The sequence below is a fragment of the Xenorhabdus sp. PR6a genome (assembly GCF_028599065.1).
Taxonomy (GTDB): Bacteria; Pseudomonadota; Gammaproteobacteria; order Enterobacterales; family Enterobacteriaceae; genus Xenorhabdus; species Xenorhabdus doucetiae.
In genome coordinates, this window is record NZ_JAQRFJ010000024.1 from 1 (window position 1) to 16349 (window position 16349).

A 16349-nucleotide genomic window follows, 5' to 3' on the forward strand; every position below is an offset into this window, starting at 1 on the left:
GCAACCATTATGTTTATGTTGACCTAAATCAACCTAAAGTTTGGATAACTGAACAACTAAATCGCATAGGGTGTCGGATAATTATTAATAGCTTAGATGAGAATACTGAACACCTCCCGAATGGTATTGCTATTCTCACTTTTGAGCCAAATTATCATACTAACTCTTTTCGTTTAAAAAAGATTTCTGCAATCCAGCCTGCTTACATTAATTTCTCTTCCGGCAGTTCTGGGATTCCCAAGGCTATTGTATGCACTCATGCTGGAGTCACCCGTTTATGCCGAAAACAGAATTTTCTCAATTTTGAAAAACGCCTAAACTTTCTATTGCACTCACCACTTTCTTTCGATGCATCAACACTGGAAATCTGGGGGGCATTACTCAATGGTGGATGTTGCATAATTAATCATGAAAAATTACTAACACCGTCAATCTTACAGCAGGAAATCCGCCATCACAATGTCAATACATTATGGCTAACTGTGTCATTGTTCAATGCGTTAGTTGATGCCGATATATATTGTTTGAATGGCTTGCATACCGTTCTTACTGGTGGAGATATTTTATCTGTCCCCCATTTACGCAAGGCCTTCTGTGCTCATCCAGAAATCAATTTTATTAATGGCTATGGACCAACGGAAAATACAACTTTTACTTGTTGTCATAAAATTCGCCCGCAAGATCTCAAGCGCAACGATATTCCCATTGGACAGGCTATTAATGGTACTCAAGTTTTTCTTTGTGGCTCTGATGGTCATCCTCTCACACAGCAGTCCTCTTTATCTGGAGAGATCTATACGATTGGTGATGGAGTAGCGCTTGGATATCTCGGTGATCCTCAGCGTAGTGCACAATCCTTTGTAACTCTTCATTGGAAGGGAAAATCATACCGTGCTTACCGAACAGGCGACCTGGCTCGTTATGATAATGAAGGTAATCTGCGTTTTATCGGGCGAGTGGATAATCAAGTGAAGCTAAACGGTTACCGCCTCAATTTAAATGGAATAGAGGCCAAACTCCGCAATGTTTCGGGTGTGAGTGATTGTGCTTTGTTTATCTTAGAGCACCAGGGTAATAAACGTCTGATTGCAGCGCTACAAGCGGACAATGAGTGTCATGCGCGTCAGGCTGCGCTGGGTTTTCCTTCCTGGGAACGGCCTTCTGCTTGGTTTTGCATTAATCCGTTTCCTCTGAACCGTCACGGCAAGGTTGATCGTCGTTCTTTGCAATCACTATGGATTGAACAGCAAGCACAACAATCCAGCGTTTTGATGAACGAACAGGAAACTGCCTGTGCCGAATGGTGGTCATTATTATTGGGTTGTCCAGTTACCTCACCGGAACAACACTTTTTTGAATCGGGTGGCAATTCTCTTCATGCAATACAGCTATTAGCTACTTGCCAGAATCATCATCCTTCTAACCCGATAACACTTCATGATATTTATCGGCACGCAACTGTAAGTGAATTTGCTGGTTTATTACAACAACGAGGTATTGATGCTATGCAAATTCGTTGTCCAATCCCTGACACGGTTCTTATCCTATGAATAACCTACTGTCACATTTATCTAAGCGGCAAATCTATTATTGTCCATTTGGTAACCAGCTTCTCATTTACGGACGATGGCAGACTCTTTCAGATGATGAACGTACGGCTTTATGCCTTGAAAAGTCCAAAATCACTCCATCAGCGAAAGAGATTTGTATTCTACCGCTACCTTTTTGGTTAAATACAATGGTAATCAGTGAGGTGATTAGTGAAAATAACGCACAGTTCGGGCTATTTTTCCTCGCCCCTACAGAAATCCTCCCTGAACGATCACAATTACACGATTTACTGCATGGCCTGTATAAGGCATTTCCACTTTTGGACAGCCAGGTCGTTTGGGGTGATACAGGGTTAGAACTGCACATTTTTACTACCCCGAAAGTCTATGAACCAGACTACTCAGATATCACCGTTTATAGTGACCCCACAGCTTTTATTCGTCATCAATTGCAGCATGAACACTCCGTATTTCAGCGTGGTATGTTACGTATTATTTGTGCTCGCTGTGGGAATAATATGCGCTGGGGGATCTGGCTACATCACTTGATCGCCGATGCCGATTTTGTTCAACTTTTACTTTCTCGAGTTAATGCCTGGTTAGAAACAGGGCTCTGGCCGGAACCCGATCTGCATTTTATACAACAGTTTTGGGTTCTGAACCACGCTATGACCTCACAACATTCTTATTTGAGCCAATATTGGCGCTCCCAAAAAAACATTTTTCGTGCGCTATCCTCGCAGCAACAACGGGAAATTCAACCGGAAAGCTCTCCTTTGACATTTACTCTGCCTAATTCATCTAGATTTTTTACCCATATAGCTTTGGCGTTAGCTCATGCTCTAGACACACTGGGTTTTTCTGGCCCTTATCTTGCCGTCACACCTGTCACACTGCGCCCCAAAATGGGGCAAAATATTAGTAGTGGTTGCTATATTAATTTAATTCCAGTGTTACTAGATGCCAATCTCGATGTGAATACCTTTGATGCGCAACGTTTATCATGGCTTGAACATGCTCTTTTGCCTCAAGAAGGGATTGCCGAACAGTGCGGTGTGGATTACAAACAAGCCCTCGTGATGATAAATCTGATCGATATTCCTCTTGATACCTTCGGTTTTCAACATCATCCCGAATTCCGTAGTCGAAAACCCATTACTCTAACGCTTATTCGTAACCAGGTAGAATACTGGCAAGGTAATCTAGTCACTCTCTGGGGAAAAACTTTTGGGCAAGCATTGCTTGTCGCATTTATGGAAGCACTTACTTTATGATCCTGTTACTTCCCGACTTTGTTGGTCATCCCTGCTGCTTCCAAACTTTGTTGGCCAAGTTGCCACATGACAGACAAATTGTAAATTATCACCAATTACCGTTAGTCGATAACCTGCCTGCATTAGCGGCACACATTGCTATTGCTATAAAATCAACACCAGAATGGATTATCGGTTATTCTTTCGGTGGCATACTGGGTTATGAATTGAGTCATCATTTTGCCTGTGTTCCTCGGCTCATCATGATTGACAGTCACCTGCCCTGGCCTGAGCTACAAAAGACTTCCGCTCTTCGACAATACCAACATTGGCTAACACCAGACATTCGTGATTGGGTCATGGTTATGCAAGAACTTAACGAAATTGATCAGAGAGTTATCCTAAACAATATTCGACTATTTAGTTACTGGCAGCCAAAAAAAATATTGAAACGGGCTTGGTGGATACGGTGCCCCAAAAGTGATAGCACAGCCAAAATCGATTGGCGTTGCTTGATCCAAGATATTAATTACTTTGATACATCTTCAGATCATCACAATGTAATGAAAGATAGCAATGTTATTTCTTACCTTATTCAGTTGATTCATGAGATTATCTTACCATGAAATGTTTTCAGCAGATTATAACAGAGGATTTTCAGCAACAAGCATTGAACTGGGTGCTTACCCATGCCGAATACCCACCTGCTGGACTAGAGCCAGAATTCGATATTGATGACGATGAACAACGTTACGCAAAAAAAATACGTAACCTATACCAATACGACCCACAATTCTGGCAAACGTGGTTCAGGGATTCTGGGTTAAACCAGTTAATCAACCAGCATTTGTCCCGCCCATATTTACTACGCCATGCTGCTTTTATCAAACGTCATGCAGATGAATCTTTTATTCCGTTACACCAAGATATTGCCTTGTGGGAAAAACCTTATGAAAGTGCCATAACATTTTGGGTGGCACTTACCTCATCATGTAATGAGAATGGCGGTATGTTCTACAGTCCTAATACCAGCGTGATTTACCCACATGAATTCAATTTGCAATATCCCATGTTCAAGTGCATTGATCTCGAAAAAAACCACATTTCCCCCAGAAGCCTTGTCGATGCACCACTCAATGCTGGTGACATATTAGTCTGGCCGGCAAAGACACCCCATGGTAGCTATATGAATACCAGTGGACAGCTACGTATTGGAATGCCAGTGGTATTGGTTGATGAAGATGAATATAAAAAAATAATGAGAGGTTTTTATGAAAGTATGGGTAATCAATAACTTAAAAAGTATTTTTCCTGACGAAGAAATAGTTGATAAAAATATAGATAGCTATCTACTACAACTATGTTCGCATTCTCTGAAAATGGTCACATTTCTGGCGCGTTTTGCCCGCCAGTTCGGCTATGCTCCGAAAATTATGGATTTTATCACTGCACCGAACTTTGACACCTTATCTAAAAGCAAGGATGCAACCTCATGATTCAGATCATTGATTGTACTCTACGGGAAGGTATGCAGGCCCGACAATGCTGTTTTACTATTGAACAATCGGCTCTCCTGGCACAAGAAATTGCCACTCTGGGAGTTAACATGATCGAATGTGGCCATCCATTGATATCTCCAGAAGAGGTAGAGCGTGTGCGCAGTGTTGTCGCCGTCTCTCCAGTGCCAGTACTCTCTCATGCCAGAGCCCGGTTAGAGGATATTGACGCTGTTTTACTCACTGGCGCGCCCTGGGTTGGTCTATTTGCTTCTATTAACACAATTTCTATGACGACAAAATTCAAGGGAATGAGCCGTGAATCATTACTGACCATGTTTGGTAATGCCATTCGCTATGCTCGACAGCATGGGCTACAAGTTAGAGCTACCATTGAAGATGCTGGGCGTACTGCGGTCTCTGATTTGGTTAGTATGATATCCGTTGCTCGCGAAGCAGGAGCCAATCGTGTTTGTTTTGCCGACAGTATCGGTATCCTGCTACCCGATGAAACTTACAATGTATTATCTTTATTGCGCCAAGAATTCCATGATGTGGAGTTTGAATATCATGTTCACAATGATCGTGGCCTTGCTTTAGCTAATACGCTTAGTGCTATTCAAGCCGGAGTCAAATGGCATTCCACCAGTTGTAACGGTATCGGCGAACGAGCTGGAATCACGGACACGTTTCAACTTCTGACCTTGCTTGTTACACGATTTGACCAAACCCGCTTTACTATCTCCAAAATTCTCACGGTTTCCGAGCTGGTAGAAGCCTATAGCCGTATCCCGCTTTCTCCTATGCAACCTGTTGTCGGAAAAAATGCTTTTGTTCACGTCGCCCGTCTACACCAACTTGCTATGCAGCAAAACAGTGCTGCCTACAGTATCTTCGACCCAGAACAACTAAACGGCCAGATTTCCCTCGAACGTTTCACTCCGTTGCAACATCAGGAATTATTCCTTAAACCGTTTGAAAAATCCGCCACCGAATTAAAGTATCACCGCCATGGCCCGGGTAAGCGCTTTGTCATGTTAGATAATCGTCTGATAGATGGTTCCCCGTTCTATTTTATTGCCCGTCAATTTTCTATGACTAACACAGACGAAACCACAGAAATCGGACATGTGGATAATCATATACATAACTGTGATTCAGTCTTTTTGTTTCTCGGTGACGGAAAAGATTATGCTGGACTCGAAGTCGAGGTAAATATCGGTGGAACCATACGTCGTCTAAGCAGCCCGTCCAGTGTCTTTATTCCTGCTGGGGTCAACCACTCTTACCGTTTCATCCGAGGTTGTGGCACTTATATCAATTTTGTTAACAAAGGTTGTTACCACGATAGCCTGCTGGAGATTATGTAATGAAACAATTTAATAAAAACGCTCAGGCTTATGACATCGTAAGAAAAAAAATCACCTACCCGAACACACTGTATTCATCCCTTTCATCCCGCGCGCCCACCAAAGAAGCGGCGTTAGACATCGGGTGTGGTAACGGTATTTCTACTGTTCGCCTGCAAGAGTTATTTGATCATGTGGAAGGTTGTGATATCGGTGACTCTTTGATCGATAAGGCACGACAAAATTACCCTGATATCCTGTTTAACGTATCTCCAGCAGAAACCTTTTCACCATCGCATTCCTTTGATCTTATTACCAGTGCCACCTCTTTTTATTGGATGGATCGCGAAACAATATTCATGAACCTACGGGAATGGCTCAAACCTGGAGGACTCTTTTGTGCATACAAATATGATTTTCCGGTGGTATATGGTCCACTCCGCAATTATATCGAATTAGAATTGGTTACTCACTGGTCACGCTATCGCGATCCACGCCTGATCCGATATGACAATACACTAGAACTGATGTGTAACTACCCACATCTGCGAGATACTCGTAGAGAACTGTTCGCTAATATCATTTCCCTCACTCCAGAAGAAGTGGCGTTATTTTTCTTATCTACAAGTTATGTAACCCGATATATCGAAGAAGAAGGTGGTGAGATGTACGCTCATCAATTTATGGAAATGGTAACAAGCATCGATAAATCTTCTTCGGTTTCTGTCAACTTCGATATTCATGCATTTACCGCAGTCAAACGCTAAGGAAAACCAAATGGTACACTTACCAGCTACACTGGATGCCACCCTACGTTTGAACGCTAAATCTTTTCCACTACGTATAGTATTGACCGATGCCCAAAATATACAATCAGTAAAGAATTATAATTGGGGAGAAACCAATGCAATTGTCGATACGCTAGCCTGGCAATTTACTTCTCTCCCCGGTAGTGGTATCGGCGTTTTACTCGACAACAGCTACCACTGTTTATGTTTAATTTACGGTGTCGTACGTGCTGGAAAAGACCTGATTCTGATCGATCCAGAATGGGGAGTAGCAGCCAAGCGTGCAATTATTAAAGAAATGTCTCTACAAACGTTGCTTTCCACTGAACCTATCAATGATCAATTTGCTACATTGCAATTTTTTCCCGACTTCTCCTCCCATTTTATTTCCCCGTTTAGCAAAACAGCAGCTACCACTAGCAGGATGATAGTCTTTACCTCTGGAACCACCGGAAAACCCAAAGGTATCATTCTCAGCCAGAAGGCTATGGTCAATGCCTACAGCATTGGTCGGCGCTGCCTGGGTATCGGAAAACATACCCGTGTTGGTTGTTTTTACCGAGTCAGCGGGTTAGGGATTCTGGGAATTAACTTCCTGTTTCCACTATTATATGGTGGCAGTGTGGTTTTATTACCCCGTCACTGTTGGACTGATAACGAGCACTTTTGGCACTATATTGAGTATTTTTCCATCACCTTCCTTTACCTCGTCCCTCCAATTGTTAATTTTATGGTAAAGGAAGGAATTCCCCCAGCTAACCGTCTACCACTTGAACAACTGCTATGCGTCTCAGGATCTGCTCGTTTGGACGTAGGACTTCAGGCTGAATTTCAATGTCGTTTTGCTCCTCTAGCCAATATTTATGGTCTCAGTGAATGTGGGTTTGCCTTTTTATTCGGGCGCCGTCATGGTGAAGACTTTGATAATTCTGTAGGACCTGCTGTTGGATTGTCATTGCGTCTCATCGATGAGCAAGGGCAGGAAATCCACACGCCAAACGTGCCCGGACGATTATGGGTACGTACCCCCAGTTTATTTTCCGGTTACGTCAATCAGCCAGCATTAACCTCACAGGTAGTACGTGATGGTTGGCTGGACACACAAGATATTGCTTTTTTTGATAAACAAAAAGGATTTTATGTGGTAGGTCGGGTAGATGGTACTGTCAATAAAGGTGGTAATCTGTTCCACCTCAGCGAATGTGAACAATTACTTAATACCCGAGATGACGTGGCCGATGTTTGTTGTCTAAAAGTACCATGTGAGCTATATGGAGAAGATTATATTGCAGTTATTCAGGGAGCTCCTTTTAAAACAACCGAGCTGATAAATTGGCTGAATCTCCATCTGGGTGTTCAACGGGCACCACGCACAGTGATTTGCCTTGAAGAGAAATTGCCGCTTAACGGTGCAGGTAAACATGATCGGTACGCCATTATGAACTTGATATCTCAGAGGGTTACATAATGTGTGGTATTCTAGGGTATATCGGAGAAGGATTTGAGTTAATACGCTTCCGACAAGCGCTAAAACAACTACATCACCGGGGTCCTTTTGGAGAAGGGATAGTCACCTTACCTAAAGGTGCTATGGGGATGACACGGCTACCTATGTCCAGTGCGGAGCCAGTGATTCTGCCTGTCAAAGTTGGGGAGAAACATGTTGCATATAATGGTGAAGTGTATGCTCCCGGCCAAGAGATAAACGGAGAAATATGCCTATTACTGGATGGAATAGCACAGGGTTCCTTACCAGACGGCATGTATACCCTGGCAGCATGGCATCCCCAGACATCCTCTTTGACGCTGTTGCGCGATATATATGGCATCAAACCGCTATACTACTGCTATCAGGAAACTCAGGGGAGACTCTGCTTTTCTTCAGAACTGATGCCGCTCTTAACCATGCTTGGGCGACGATCACCCGACACTGAAGCTATTGCTCAGGTGATAGCGGCCGGAGTAACTTTGGATGGTCAAACCTTATTTTCGGGCATACGACTGGCAGGTCCAGGAGAACAATTAACATTTACTCTGGATGGCGAGCGAGCTCATCTTGTCCAGCGTTACCAATTCAAAACCTCTATTCAACCTGCAACAGAGTCTCTTGAAGAAACTTTGTCACAAGCGATTAACCAATGCAAAACAACATTTCGTCCCTCAGCACTATTACTGAGCGGTGGTGTAGATTCAAATCTGCTCAATACTTGGCTTGATGTTGATTTCCCTAAATTTACGCTAGAACTAGAGTACGCTAGAGAGGAAATACATTCTCAGACAAATTTGCACCGTGTTTCTCTTACACAGCCTACATTCATGTCAGTGCTGCGCCAGGCAGTAAAAAATTTTGGTGGAGCAACTCGGATGTCCAGTTTGTTAATGTATCAACAATTAGCTGATGCTATCGGTGACGCCGGTTATCACTGTGTTTTACTGGGTGAAGGCGCTGATGAGCTATTTTGGGGATATCCACGTCACCTCACGTTATGGCAACATCCGCTCACATTTACTCCCCGGACCTTCGCCCAGACTTGGTTTGGCGATTATCACGGCAACGCAGCACTATTTTCTACTTCTGTCGCGGCTAAATTATGCGATCAAATAGACACATTATCAGCCACTATATTACGAAATGGGCACGAAGAGGCTATTGCTCACTTTGACTTACACTATTCGTTAGAACCCCTGTTACGTCGAGCAGACCACTTGTTTATGTCCAGAACTATTGAAGCAAGGACACCTTATCTACATGCTGGTTTAGGTCATCTTGCTCGCCGTTCAGCCCGTATTGTGGACGGCATTGCTAAATTCCCTCTGTGCAATTTGTTGCAACAACGTTTTCCTGACTGGCAGTGGCAACCCAAACAGCATTTTCGTCTGCCTTTCGCCCATTGGCCGCTGGCCGTAAATGAAATGCGCAGTCATTTACATCAAACCTGTAGCTCCCTACATAATCTAGGGCTAGTTAACCTAAATTCAGTTCACATTGACGCAATGGATAGTTCCCAATTGTTTACTCTGACCACACTGTCACTGTGGCAACAAGAATATGAGGGATATCTATGAGTTTCAAGTCATATACTCGCCCACCTGCTTGGCAGGGAAATGCTGTCTTTGAACGTTCAGCCCGTTTCAGTCAACCATTGGAAAATCTCTTTCAAGATATAGCAAATGGATACCTGCCCTCAGAGAGGGACAGCTCCCTGCGGCGTGAGATACATAAGGAATTGGAACTGAAAAGTGGTGTACTGTTTCATGAGTCCAGCACATTGAATCGACTGGATGCAAACGCTTTTCATTCTGTATTCAATGTCTTTTGTCTATGGCTGGGATTCCCCGTCCCAATCAATCAACAAGGGCATTATTTAAAAGAGGTTTGTGATCATGGCGTCCGTGATAGTCTAAATACACCGCAGCGAGGACACCTGACAAATCAAGCACTAGCTTTCCATTCTGATCGGGCAGATATTACTGTGCTGGGGTGCTGGTCTCCCGCCGCTAAGGGTGGAGCTTTTCGCATACGCTCCTCCGCCGATGTTATCAAGCAAGTAGAGCAACTTCGCCCAGCATGGTTTCCCTATTTAAACACCCCTATTGCACACGATTTGCGTGATGAAGGTGAACAACCCTGGATACTTGTGCCTTTACTAAGTGAAACTGAAAATTTGTTTATTTTACGATATATTCGTAAGTTCAGTGATTCAGTATCACGACATGGCATAACACAACCGCAAGCTGTACATCAGATGTTGACCGAAATCGATTCTATTATCGAGCAACCAGATCACTACGCACAATTAGATTTCAAAAAAGGCATGTTAGTGGCGGTGAATAACCACATTACTCTCCATGCTCGTACCTGTTTTGAGAACAACGCACAATTTCAACGTTGTCTACTGCGTTGTTGGCTAAGTAGTGAGTTTACCCGTCCTTTACCTAAAAGTTTTCAGCCACTATTTCATAATGTGGCAGCAGGAACCCCTCGTGGTGGAATATGGTCGAAAAAGGGTATGGAGGAATAATGAGCGGTGACATTTTTACACTCTCACGTTTTCGCGCCTTGCCAACCGACATTCATGTCATGCTGGCAGGTACTCTACTAACGCGAGGGAGCTATTTTATGGTGTGGCCATTCTTAGCGATTTTGCTATATCGCCAATTTCATTTTTCTGCCACCACTATCGGTTCGTTGCTTTCTATAGCAACGATTTGTGGTGCACTTAGCAGCGTATATACTGGTTGGTTATCCGACCGTTTCGGACGTGAGCGACTTATCCTTTGTGGCACTACATTAAGTGCGCTGTCTTTCTATCTGCTAAGCTACAGTAATCACTTTGTACTGTACGGTATTAGTATTGCTGGTGTTAGTATCGGCCGTAATCTTCTTGAGTCTAATTGTAAGGCATTGATAGGTGATCGCATCAGAGACAAAGCCTCACGCGAGCTAGCACTATATTGTCGATATTACGCTATCAACGTAGGGGCGGCGGCAGGTCCTTTATTTGGTGTAACGCTTGGAATCGCCTCGCGTAGCCCCATTTTTTTGCTAACGGCCATTATCTATTTCGTTTATGGATTTCTACTCTGGTCTTTGCTGCGACAATCCCCCCCTCAGCCCTCATCACTAAACAAAGTAATATCCAACCCTCCTGCCTTTTTAGTAACTTGCAATCATATGATTAAGCATCGGTTATTTTCTTTACTCCTGATCAGCAACATGTTGGCAGCCCTAGTTTACGCCAGTTTTGATTCAACCTTAGTGCAATATCTTACACGTAGCAACATACCAGACGTTGTATCTCTGATTGCTAAGTTGGTTACAATAAATGCCCTTACAATTATTATTGCCCAATTTCCTCTTTTACGCGTATTGCAGCAACATTCAACTGGAACCAGATTAAGAATCGGTTTGTTGCTGATGTTGATCGCACAATTATTGTTTGCATTTTCCCCTGCCATTCTGTTTTCTATGTTAGCACTGGCAACTATCATTTTGAGCTTGGGTGAATTAATTGTATTTCCTACATTTAGCGTAGAAGTTGACCAAATAACACCAAGCACATTGCGCGGTAGTTATTTTGGAGCAACCAATCTTTACTCACTGGGAAACGCGTTGGCTCCATTATATGGCGGACTAATGCTAGATTATATCGGTCACCGTATATTGTTTCTTAGTCTGGCTGGACTATGCCTGCTTATACTCTTCCTACAAAAATTGCGCAAACTCACATAAGTAACCAGTGCAGGAGATAACTAATCCATGAATATTCGTATCATAATCTCTGGTCTTTTCCTACGACGGAGTGCTTGGTCAGTAAATATTAAAGGCTTGAACATCGACGATCTCAGAGATCAACCTGAGTGTGGTTTAAATGACTGGCTGTATTTAGCTGAAAAACAACTTAGTGGGTATAATGCACCAATTGACATTGTTGGTCATAGTTTTGGTGGTTATTTAGCTCAGTGTCTTGCAGCAAAATTAGGAAATAAAGTTCGCCATCTGTGGTTGCTAAGCGCGCTAACTAGTAAAGGAGGCAGTGCCTTGGAAAGCTATCAAGACAGTATGCAACACCTACTATTTGACATATGTAAGCTGGATATGAGTAGTGGAAAAATCATCTTGCATCAACCACAAAACTTCATTCACTTGTTAGGCCAACCGACTGAGCTAGCGTTATCTGAACCTGTGCAGTTGATGATAGATCTACCGCCGCCAGAAATAACCCAGCTAAGTTGTCCTATCAGCTACATTATTACAGAGTGCGATCGATTGACACCGCCACAGCAACAATACCGATTCGCACGAATACTCAATGCACGGGAGATTACATACCCCGGAGGGCATGTTACTCTTTTGAAAGATGCTTTATGGCTCAACAATCAATTTTTACGACTATAGATTCACAAAATTAGTTAACTCCAACCCTTACATGATGGTCTTCCCCATGTATTGCAAAAATATCGACAGCACTCCTCAGCGCAATAGTAAAGTAGCCATGGTGTTCATTTAACGTCTATTTATTTGTAAGCGGCTCATTTAGACCGTGTCCGATATTTCATAGCGATAGTGTCCATGATAAATGATGGACATTATTTTCCCCGAATCAGGGGAATACCGATAGACGGTCTAAATGAGCCGCTTACGATTATAGAGGGAAGCAGTGATTTAAAATATCAAGGAAAAAATATTGCACTGGATGGAATGCAAACCGCCTGTGGTGCAAAACTGATTGCCAGCCAGAAAGGTTTTCTTGTCATGGAATGATAAGTATTTTCTCCTGTTTAGCGTTCGACTGACGCGCTGCGCTTGTCTTCTCCGTGTTACCGGGCTAATACATTAACCCAGTAACACGGAGATCTGAAAAATCACCTGCCAGAAAAGAAATTAACGCCTCACGCTTCCTCACTTTTTAATCCCCGTTGTTCTGGTTAATAAGGGTGAGTTCCTGCCCGTTCCGGGTAATCAGTCACCCTCCACACGGTTTAAAGTGAAAGACAGTTACTCATTAGCTATGTTATGATTTTTATTTAACCAAAATAACCTTATTTAAAATATGAGATCTCGCCCTGCCTGACATTGAAAGCGAAAATTCTCATTTTACTATTTTCCCTTTGACATCATTTTCTGCATCACCATCTGCCCGAACATGCCGGCGGACTGCCTGACCTGCCCCACGCCCTGGCTCATCATACCGGCCATATCCCCCATCCGCACCCCGGCCCACGCCAGTGCCCCCAGCCAGACCATCGGCAGGACAATAAACAGTGTGCCCATCACCAGCCCCATGATTAAGTCATCGGAGGTGTTCTGCAATCCGGCCAGATTAAACAGACTGTGGGTCTCTGAAGCGTACAGGGCTTCCAGCAAAAAACTGTCCAGCCAGCGGGCGGTTTCCCACCAGAAGGTGAGGAAGTTCAGTGCAAAAATCACAAACGTCAGGGTAAAAACGGTCTTAAATTCATAGGCGGCAAATAACAAAATCAGCGGCAGCAGAATATACAATGCCATTAAGATCACCGCCTGCATCATTGGCAGTGCCTGGCGCACGGCATCAAACATCGGATATGCCAGTAAGCCCCCCAACATCGCGCCGGCACTTGCACCGACCCGATTGGACCGATCCCACAGGGTAAAATCGGCATTGCCGCCATAGCCGCCATACACGTAGCCGTCCTGCGACACCGCCAGATTAACCGGGCTGACCAGACGGCGGATCACCGCTTCTTGATATTCACGGCTGTCTTTTCCCATCATTTTCAGGGCCGCCGACAAGCGCAGCCATAATCCCGGCTCGGCCTGCGCCAGCACCCTGGCTTCCAGCCCGCTTTTGGAGGCTGACCACCACGCTTTACAGGTCGGATAACCGCCCTGCCCGGTATTGGGCCGGCCGCTGTCCCGGCTCTCAATCCACGGAAACTGGGTTTTGGGCGTGCGCGATTGCAGGGTGTTATAGTCACTGGCTAAAAACGTGCGGCTGCCCAGCCAGTCGATATCGTGCAGTGTGGCCGGATCAGTGGTTTGCCCCTGATCCCGTTGTTGCCACTGATACAGTGCTAAGGCATAACAGTCATTAGTAAAATCCTGTAACTCAGCGGCCAGTGCAGTGTTGGCAATACGGGTATGCTGCACATCAAAGCGCAGTTGCCGCAAATCGGGCCGGCAGGGAATGGTGGCAACGGCCGCTTGTGTCAGGCCTTTTGACAAGCGGTGCACCATGGCCCACCAGAGCGGTACGGCAGCGGTCTGATGATTCAGGCTGGACATCACCGGTGCATAACTGCTGTCGCCGGGGGTTTTCGGTGTCCAGGTGCCGCAGCTTTTGGCGCGCGACGGGTCATACTGGAGGGTGCTGAGGCTGACATTCACCAGCGGCACACCGCAGATCATCATGACGAAAAAGGCGCTGTACAGGGTGTTTTCAATACGGGCCAGCGACTGTAATCCGCCATTGCCCGCCTCTTCGCCGCCTTCCCTGACTTTCAGCCAGACAGCTATCACCTTTATCACCAAAGGGAGCGTAAACAACCCCGTGGCAATCAGGATCTGCCACAGGCCATTGTTGACGATCCAACCGAGTAAAGTCAGAAAATATTCCAGATAACTGTTTGTGGTCATGGCGTTCCCTCAATAATAGCCTGACAGGGCATATTCACACAGCAGGATAAACAGCAGACTGACCGCCATCATACGCAGCAACACCGCACGGTATTCCGGCTTGGTTTTGGTAACCTGCCAGATTTTCCAGCCGCCCCAGCCCAGCACCAGATACAGGCCCAGCCGCCAGACCAGCCAGAACGGTTTGGTTTTTGCAATCCAATGATAAAGGTCAGTGAGTTTTTCGGCATGATTGAATCCTGACCCGCCCATCACCAACGTGATAATGGTGACCGCAGTGATAATCAGGGCTGTCATGAACCCTTTTTTCACTAACCGAATCCCCTGCGCTTTTGCTGTTTCTGCCATCAGCGACCTGACCGACTGTGATTGTTGGGTATTTCCAGCCGGTAAAAACGCGCATCGCTACTGTCCGGCACCTGTTTTTGTGGGTGAGCCTGAATGCGATCATTTTCCCGCTCAATAATGGTCAGAATGGAATTGCGGGCCAGTTCCCGTTTCAGTTGCATTTCATTTTTCAGCGCGATGATTTCCCGATCCAGCGCCGCCACCCGCCGCTCGCCTTCACTCAGCGCTTCCGGCTGAGCAGCGGCATTCGGCTCTGACATACCAGTGATAAGCATCCGCCGCATCAGCAACGCCGTTTCAGTCGTCTCCGCCATGGCCAGCTCACCCGCTAAACGTGCCGTCAGCGCGGCACGATCCGGATCACGCTGCAACGCCTGAATCACCCCTTTGGTCACCGCCAGACTGCCGGTTTTCAGTTTGGCCAGATTCGCTGCCGTCGGTTTTTCCGTGCCATTAACCAGTTTTACCAGTTGCTCAATATTGACCTGGGTGTGTGCTTCCAGCATCGGGGCAAAACCCGTGCCGGCCACCGTGGCACCCGGTTGTTGGTTTTCTCCGCCACTGGTGCATTCCGCGGCATTGGCACAGGTGCGGATCGCCCGGTCGCCCAGCACTTTCACCACGGCATCGGCCGCTTCGCGCGCATTCTGGAATTTGCGGCAGGCACCGCCATCACAGTGTTGCGGGCGAACAGCAGACTGGCTCAGCACGGGTTGGTTGTTCATCATATTAAATCCCGCGCTGGCCAAATCGCGGGTCGGGCGGATAGCATTCTGTCCCCTGCCGCCCTGCTTTTTGCCGCCAATCCACGGATGCCCGCCCGTACCGGTGGCTTTGCTGCCGGCATTATTGATCCTCACTGCATCACCATCCCCGCTGTTAACCAGCGTCTTGTATTCCTGCATCGCGGCAGACTGCGTCCATTTGGTGTTTTGCGCAAAATCCATCATCCGTCTGGCCATGTTCTGACAATTGAACTGAGCCTTGTCGAACGCCACATTGGCCTGCAAAACGCCATTGGTCAGCATGTCATACAGACCGGGATTGGCACGCTGGATAACCATCGCGGGCAGACTGGCCACCGCGCCGGTGGCGCCCTGGATCACCTCACTCATCAGGTTCTTCAGCCCCTCGGTAATGCCGTTCAGCTGATTACCGACCGTGGTTTTTAAATCGAAGTTGCCGCACATCAAATCCGAACTCCAGCCGATTTCCAGTCCGCCCAGTTTGGCCGGGGAACGGCGGGTTGCCGGTTGTGAGATCACCGAACCGCCACCGAGGGTATAAAACAGCGTATCGGAGACGGCACCGCTGACATCCGCCCCATAACCCAGCGCACTGTGATTTACCTGCGGTAATGAAAGGGATACTGTATTGCCTTGTGCAGAAGCCGTTGCCAGCCCGCTTAGTATCAACAACAAAACGCTTATTCTGGTCATGATTCACCCT

Annotated in this window: 16 protein-coding genes; 13 read left to right on the forward strand and 3 right to left on the reverse strand. The window is 45.7% G+C overall.

All coding sequences use genetic code 11. The features are described 5' to 3' along the window. The 13 genes from PSI15_RS08485 to PSI15_RS08545 all read left to right on the forward strand — a co-directional run. The coding region (locus PSI15_RS08485; RefSeq protein WP_273583150.1) for a non-ribosomal peptide synthetase at positions 1-1550 on the forward strand (1550 nt) is incomplete at its 5' end. Between the two features lie 188 nt (positions 1551-1738). Further along, on the forward strand, positions 1739-2824 hold the full coding sequence (locus PSI15_RS08490) for a hypothetical protein (protein ID WP_273583151.1): 1086 nt from the start codon (positions 1739-1741) through the stop codon (positions 2822-2824). After that, on the forward strand, positions 2821-3429 hold the full coding sequence (locus PSI15_RS08495; protein ID WP_273583152.1) for a thioesterase domain-containing protein: 609 nt from the start codon (positions 2821-2823) through the stop codon (positions 3427-3429). Before PSI15_RS08490 ends, PSI15_RS08495 begins: the two co-directional genes overlap by 4 nt. Beyond that, positions 3426-4097 carry a phytanoyl-CoA dioxygenase family protein gene (locus tag PSI15_RS08500; RefSeq protein WP_273583153.1) on the forward strand — a complete coding sequence of 224 codons (672 nt, stop codon included), beginning with the start codon at positions 3426-3428 and terminating at the stop codon, positions 4095-4097. Before PSI15_RS08495 ends, PSI15_RS08500 begins: the two co-directional genes overlap by 4 nt. Next, the gene (locus PSI15_RS08505; RefSeq protein ID WP_273583154.1) at positions 4075-4299 is read left to right on the forward strand and encodes a hypothetical protein; all 225 of its coding nucleotides are present in this window, start codon (positions 4075-4077) and stop codon (positions 4297-4299) included. The genes PSI15_RS08500 and PSI15_RS08505 overlap by 23 nt, the downstream gene beginning before the upstream one ends. After that, a complete protein-coding gene (locus tag PSI15_RS08510; protein ID WP_273583155.1) occupies positions 4296-5669 on the forward strand; it encodes a hypothetical protein in 1374 nt (457 codons plus the stop codon). The genes PSI15_RS08505 and PSI15_RS08510 overlap by 4 nt, the downstream gene beginning before the upstream one ends. Beyond that, positions 5669-6415, forward strand: coding sequence for a class I SAM-dependent methyltransferase (locus PSI15_RS08515; RefSeq protein ID WP_273583156.1), 747 nt, complete (start codon positions 5669-5671; stop codon positions 6413-6415). Before PSI15_RS08510 ends, PSI15_RS08515 begins: the two co-directional genes overlap by 1 nt. A gap of 10 nt (positions 6416-6425) precedes the next feature. After that, a complete protein-coding gene (locus PSI15_RS08520) occupies positions 6426-7904 on the forward strand; it encodes a class I adenylate-forming enzyme family protein (RefSeq protein WP_273583157.1) in 1479 nt (492 codons plus the stop codon). Continuing rightward, positions 7904-9502 carry an asparagine synthetase B family protein gene (locus PSI15_RS08525; RefSeq protein WP_273583158.1) on the forward strand — a complete coding sequence of 533 codons (1599 nt, stop codon included), beginning with the start codon at positions 7904-7906 and terminating at the stop codon, positions 9500-9502. Before PSI15_RS08520 ends, PSI15_RS08525 begins: the two co-directional genes overlap by 1 nt. Further along, positions 9499-10458 carry a TauD/TfdA family dioxygenase gene (locus PSI15_RS08530; protein WP_273583159.1) on the forward strand — a complete coding sequence of 320 codons (960 nt, stop codon included), beginning with the start codon at positions 9499-9501 and terminating at the stop codon, positions 10456-10458. The genes PSI15_RS08525 and PSI15_RS08530 overlap by 4 nt, the downstream gene beginning before the upstream one ends. Continuing rightward, positions 10458-11669 carry an MDR family MFS transporter gene (locus tag PSI15_RS08535; protein WP_273583160.1) on the forward strand — a complete coding sequence of 404 codons (1212 nt, stop codon included), beginning with the start codon at positions 10458-10460 and terminating at the stop codon, positions 11667-11669. Before PSI15_RS08530 ends, PSI15_RS08535 begins: the two co-directional genes overlap by 1 nt. Before the next feature lie 27 nt (positions 11670-11696). Then, entirely contained in the window at positions 11697-12335 is a 639-nt protein-coding gene (locus PSI15_RS08540) for an alpha/beta fold hydrolase (protein WP_273583161.1), read from the forward strand. Between the two features lie 174 nt (positions 12336-12509). Further along, the gene (locus PSI15_RS08545) at positions 12510-12701 is read left to right on the forward strand and encodes a PAAR domain-containing protein (protein ID WP_443256081.1); all 192 of its coding nucleotides are present in this window, start codon (positions 12510-12512) and stop codon (positions 12699-12701) included. A 336-nt stretch (positions 12702-13037) separates the two neighbouring features. On the opposite strand, the gene PSI15_RS08550 is transcribed toward PSI15_RS08545, so the two are convergent. The 3 genes from PSI15_RS08550 to PSI15_RS08560 are packed head-to-tail and all read right to left on the reverse strand — an operon-like array spanning position 13038 to position 16339. Continuing rightward, a complete protein-coding gene (locus tag PSI15_RS08550; RefSeq protein WP_273583162.1) occupies positions 13038-14552 on the reverse strand; it encodes a conjugal transfer protein TraG N-terminal domain-containing protein in 1515 nt (504 codons plus the stop codon). 9 nt (positions 14553-14561) lie between these two features. After that, positions 14562-14900 (reverse strand): hypothetical protein, encoded by a 339-nt coding sequence (locus tag PSI15_RS08555; RefSeq protein ID WP_273583163.1) that lies wholly within the window; start codon positions 14898-14900, stop codon positions 14562-14564. Beyond that, on the reverse strand, positions 14900-16339 hold the full coding sequence (locus tag PSI15_RS08560; RefSeq protein WP_273583164.1) for an integrating conjugative element protein: 1440 nt from the start codon (positions 16337-16339) through the stop codon (positions 14900-14902). The genes PSI15_RS08555 and PSI15_RS08560 overlap by 1 nt, the downstream gene beginning before the upstream one ends. Positions 16340-16349: the final 10 nt, after the last annotated feature.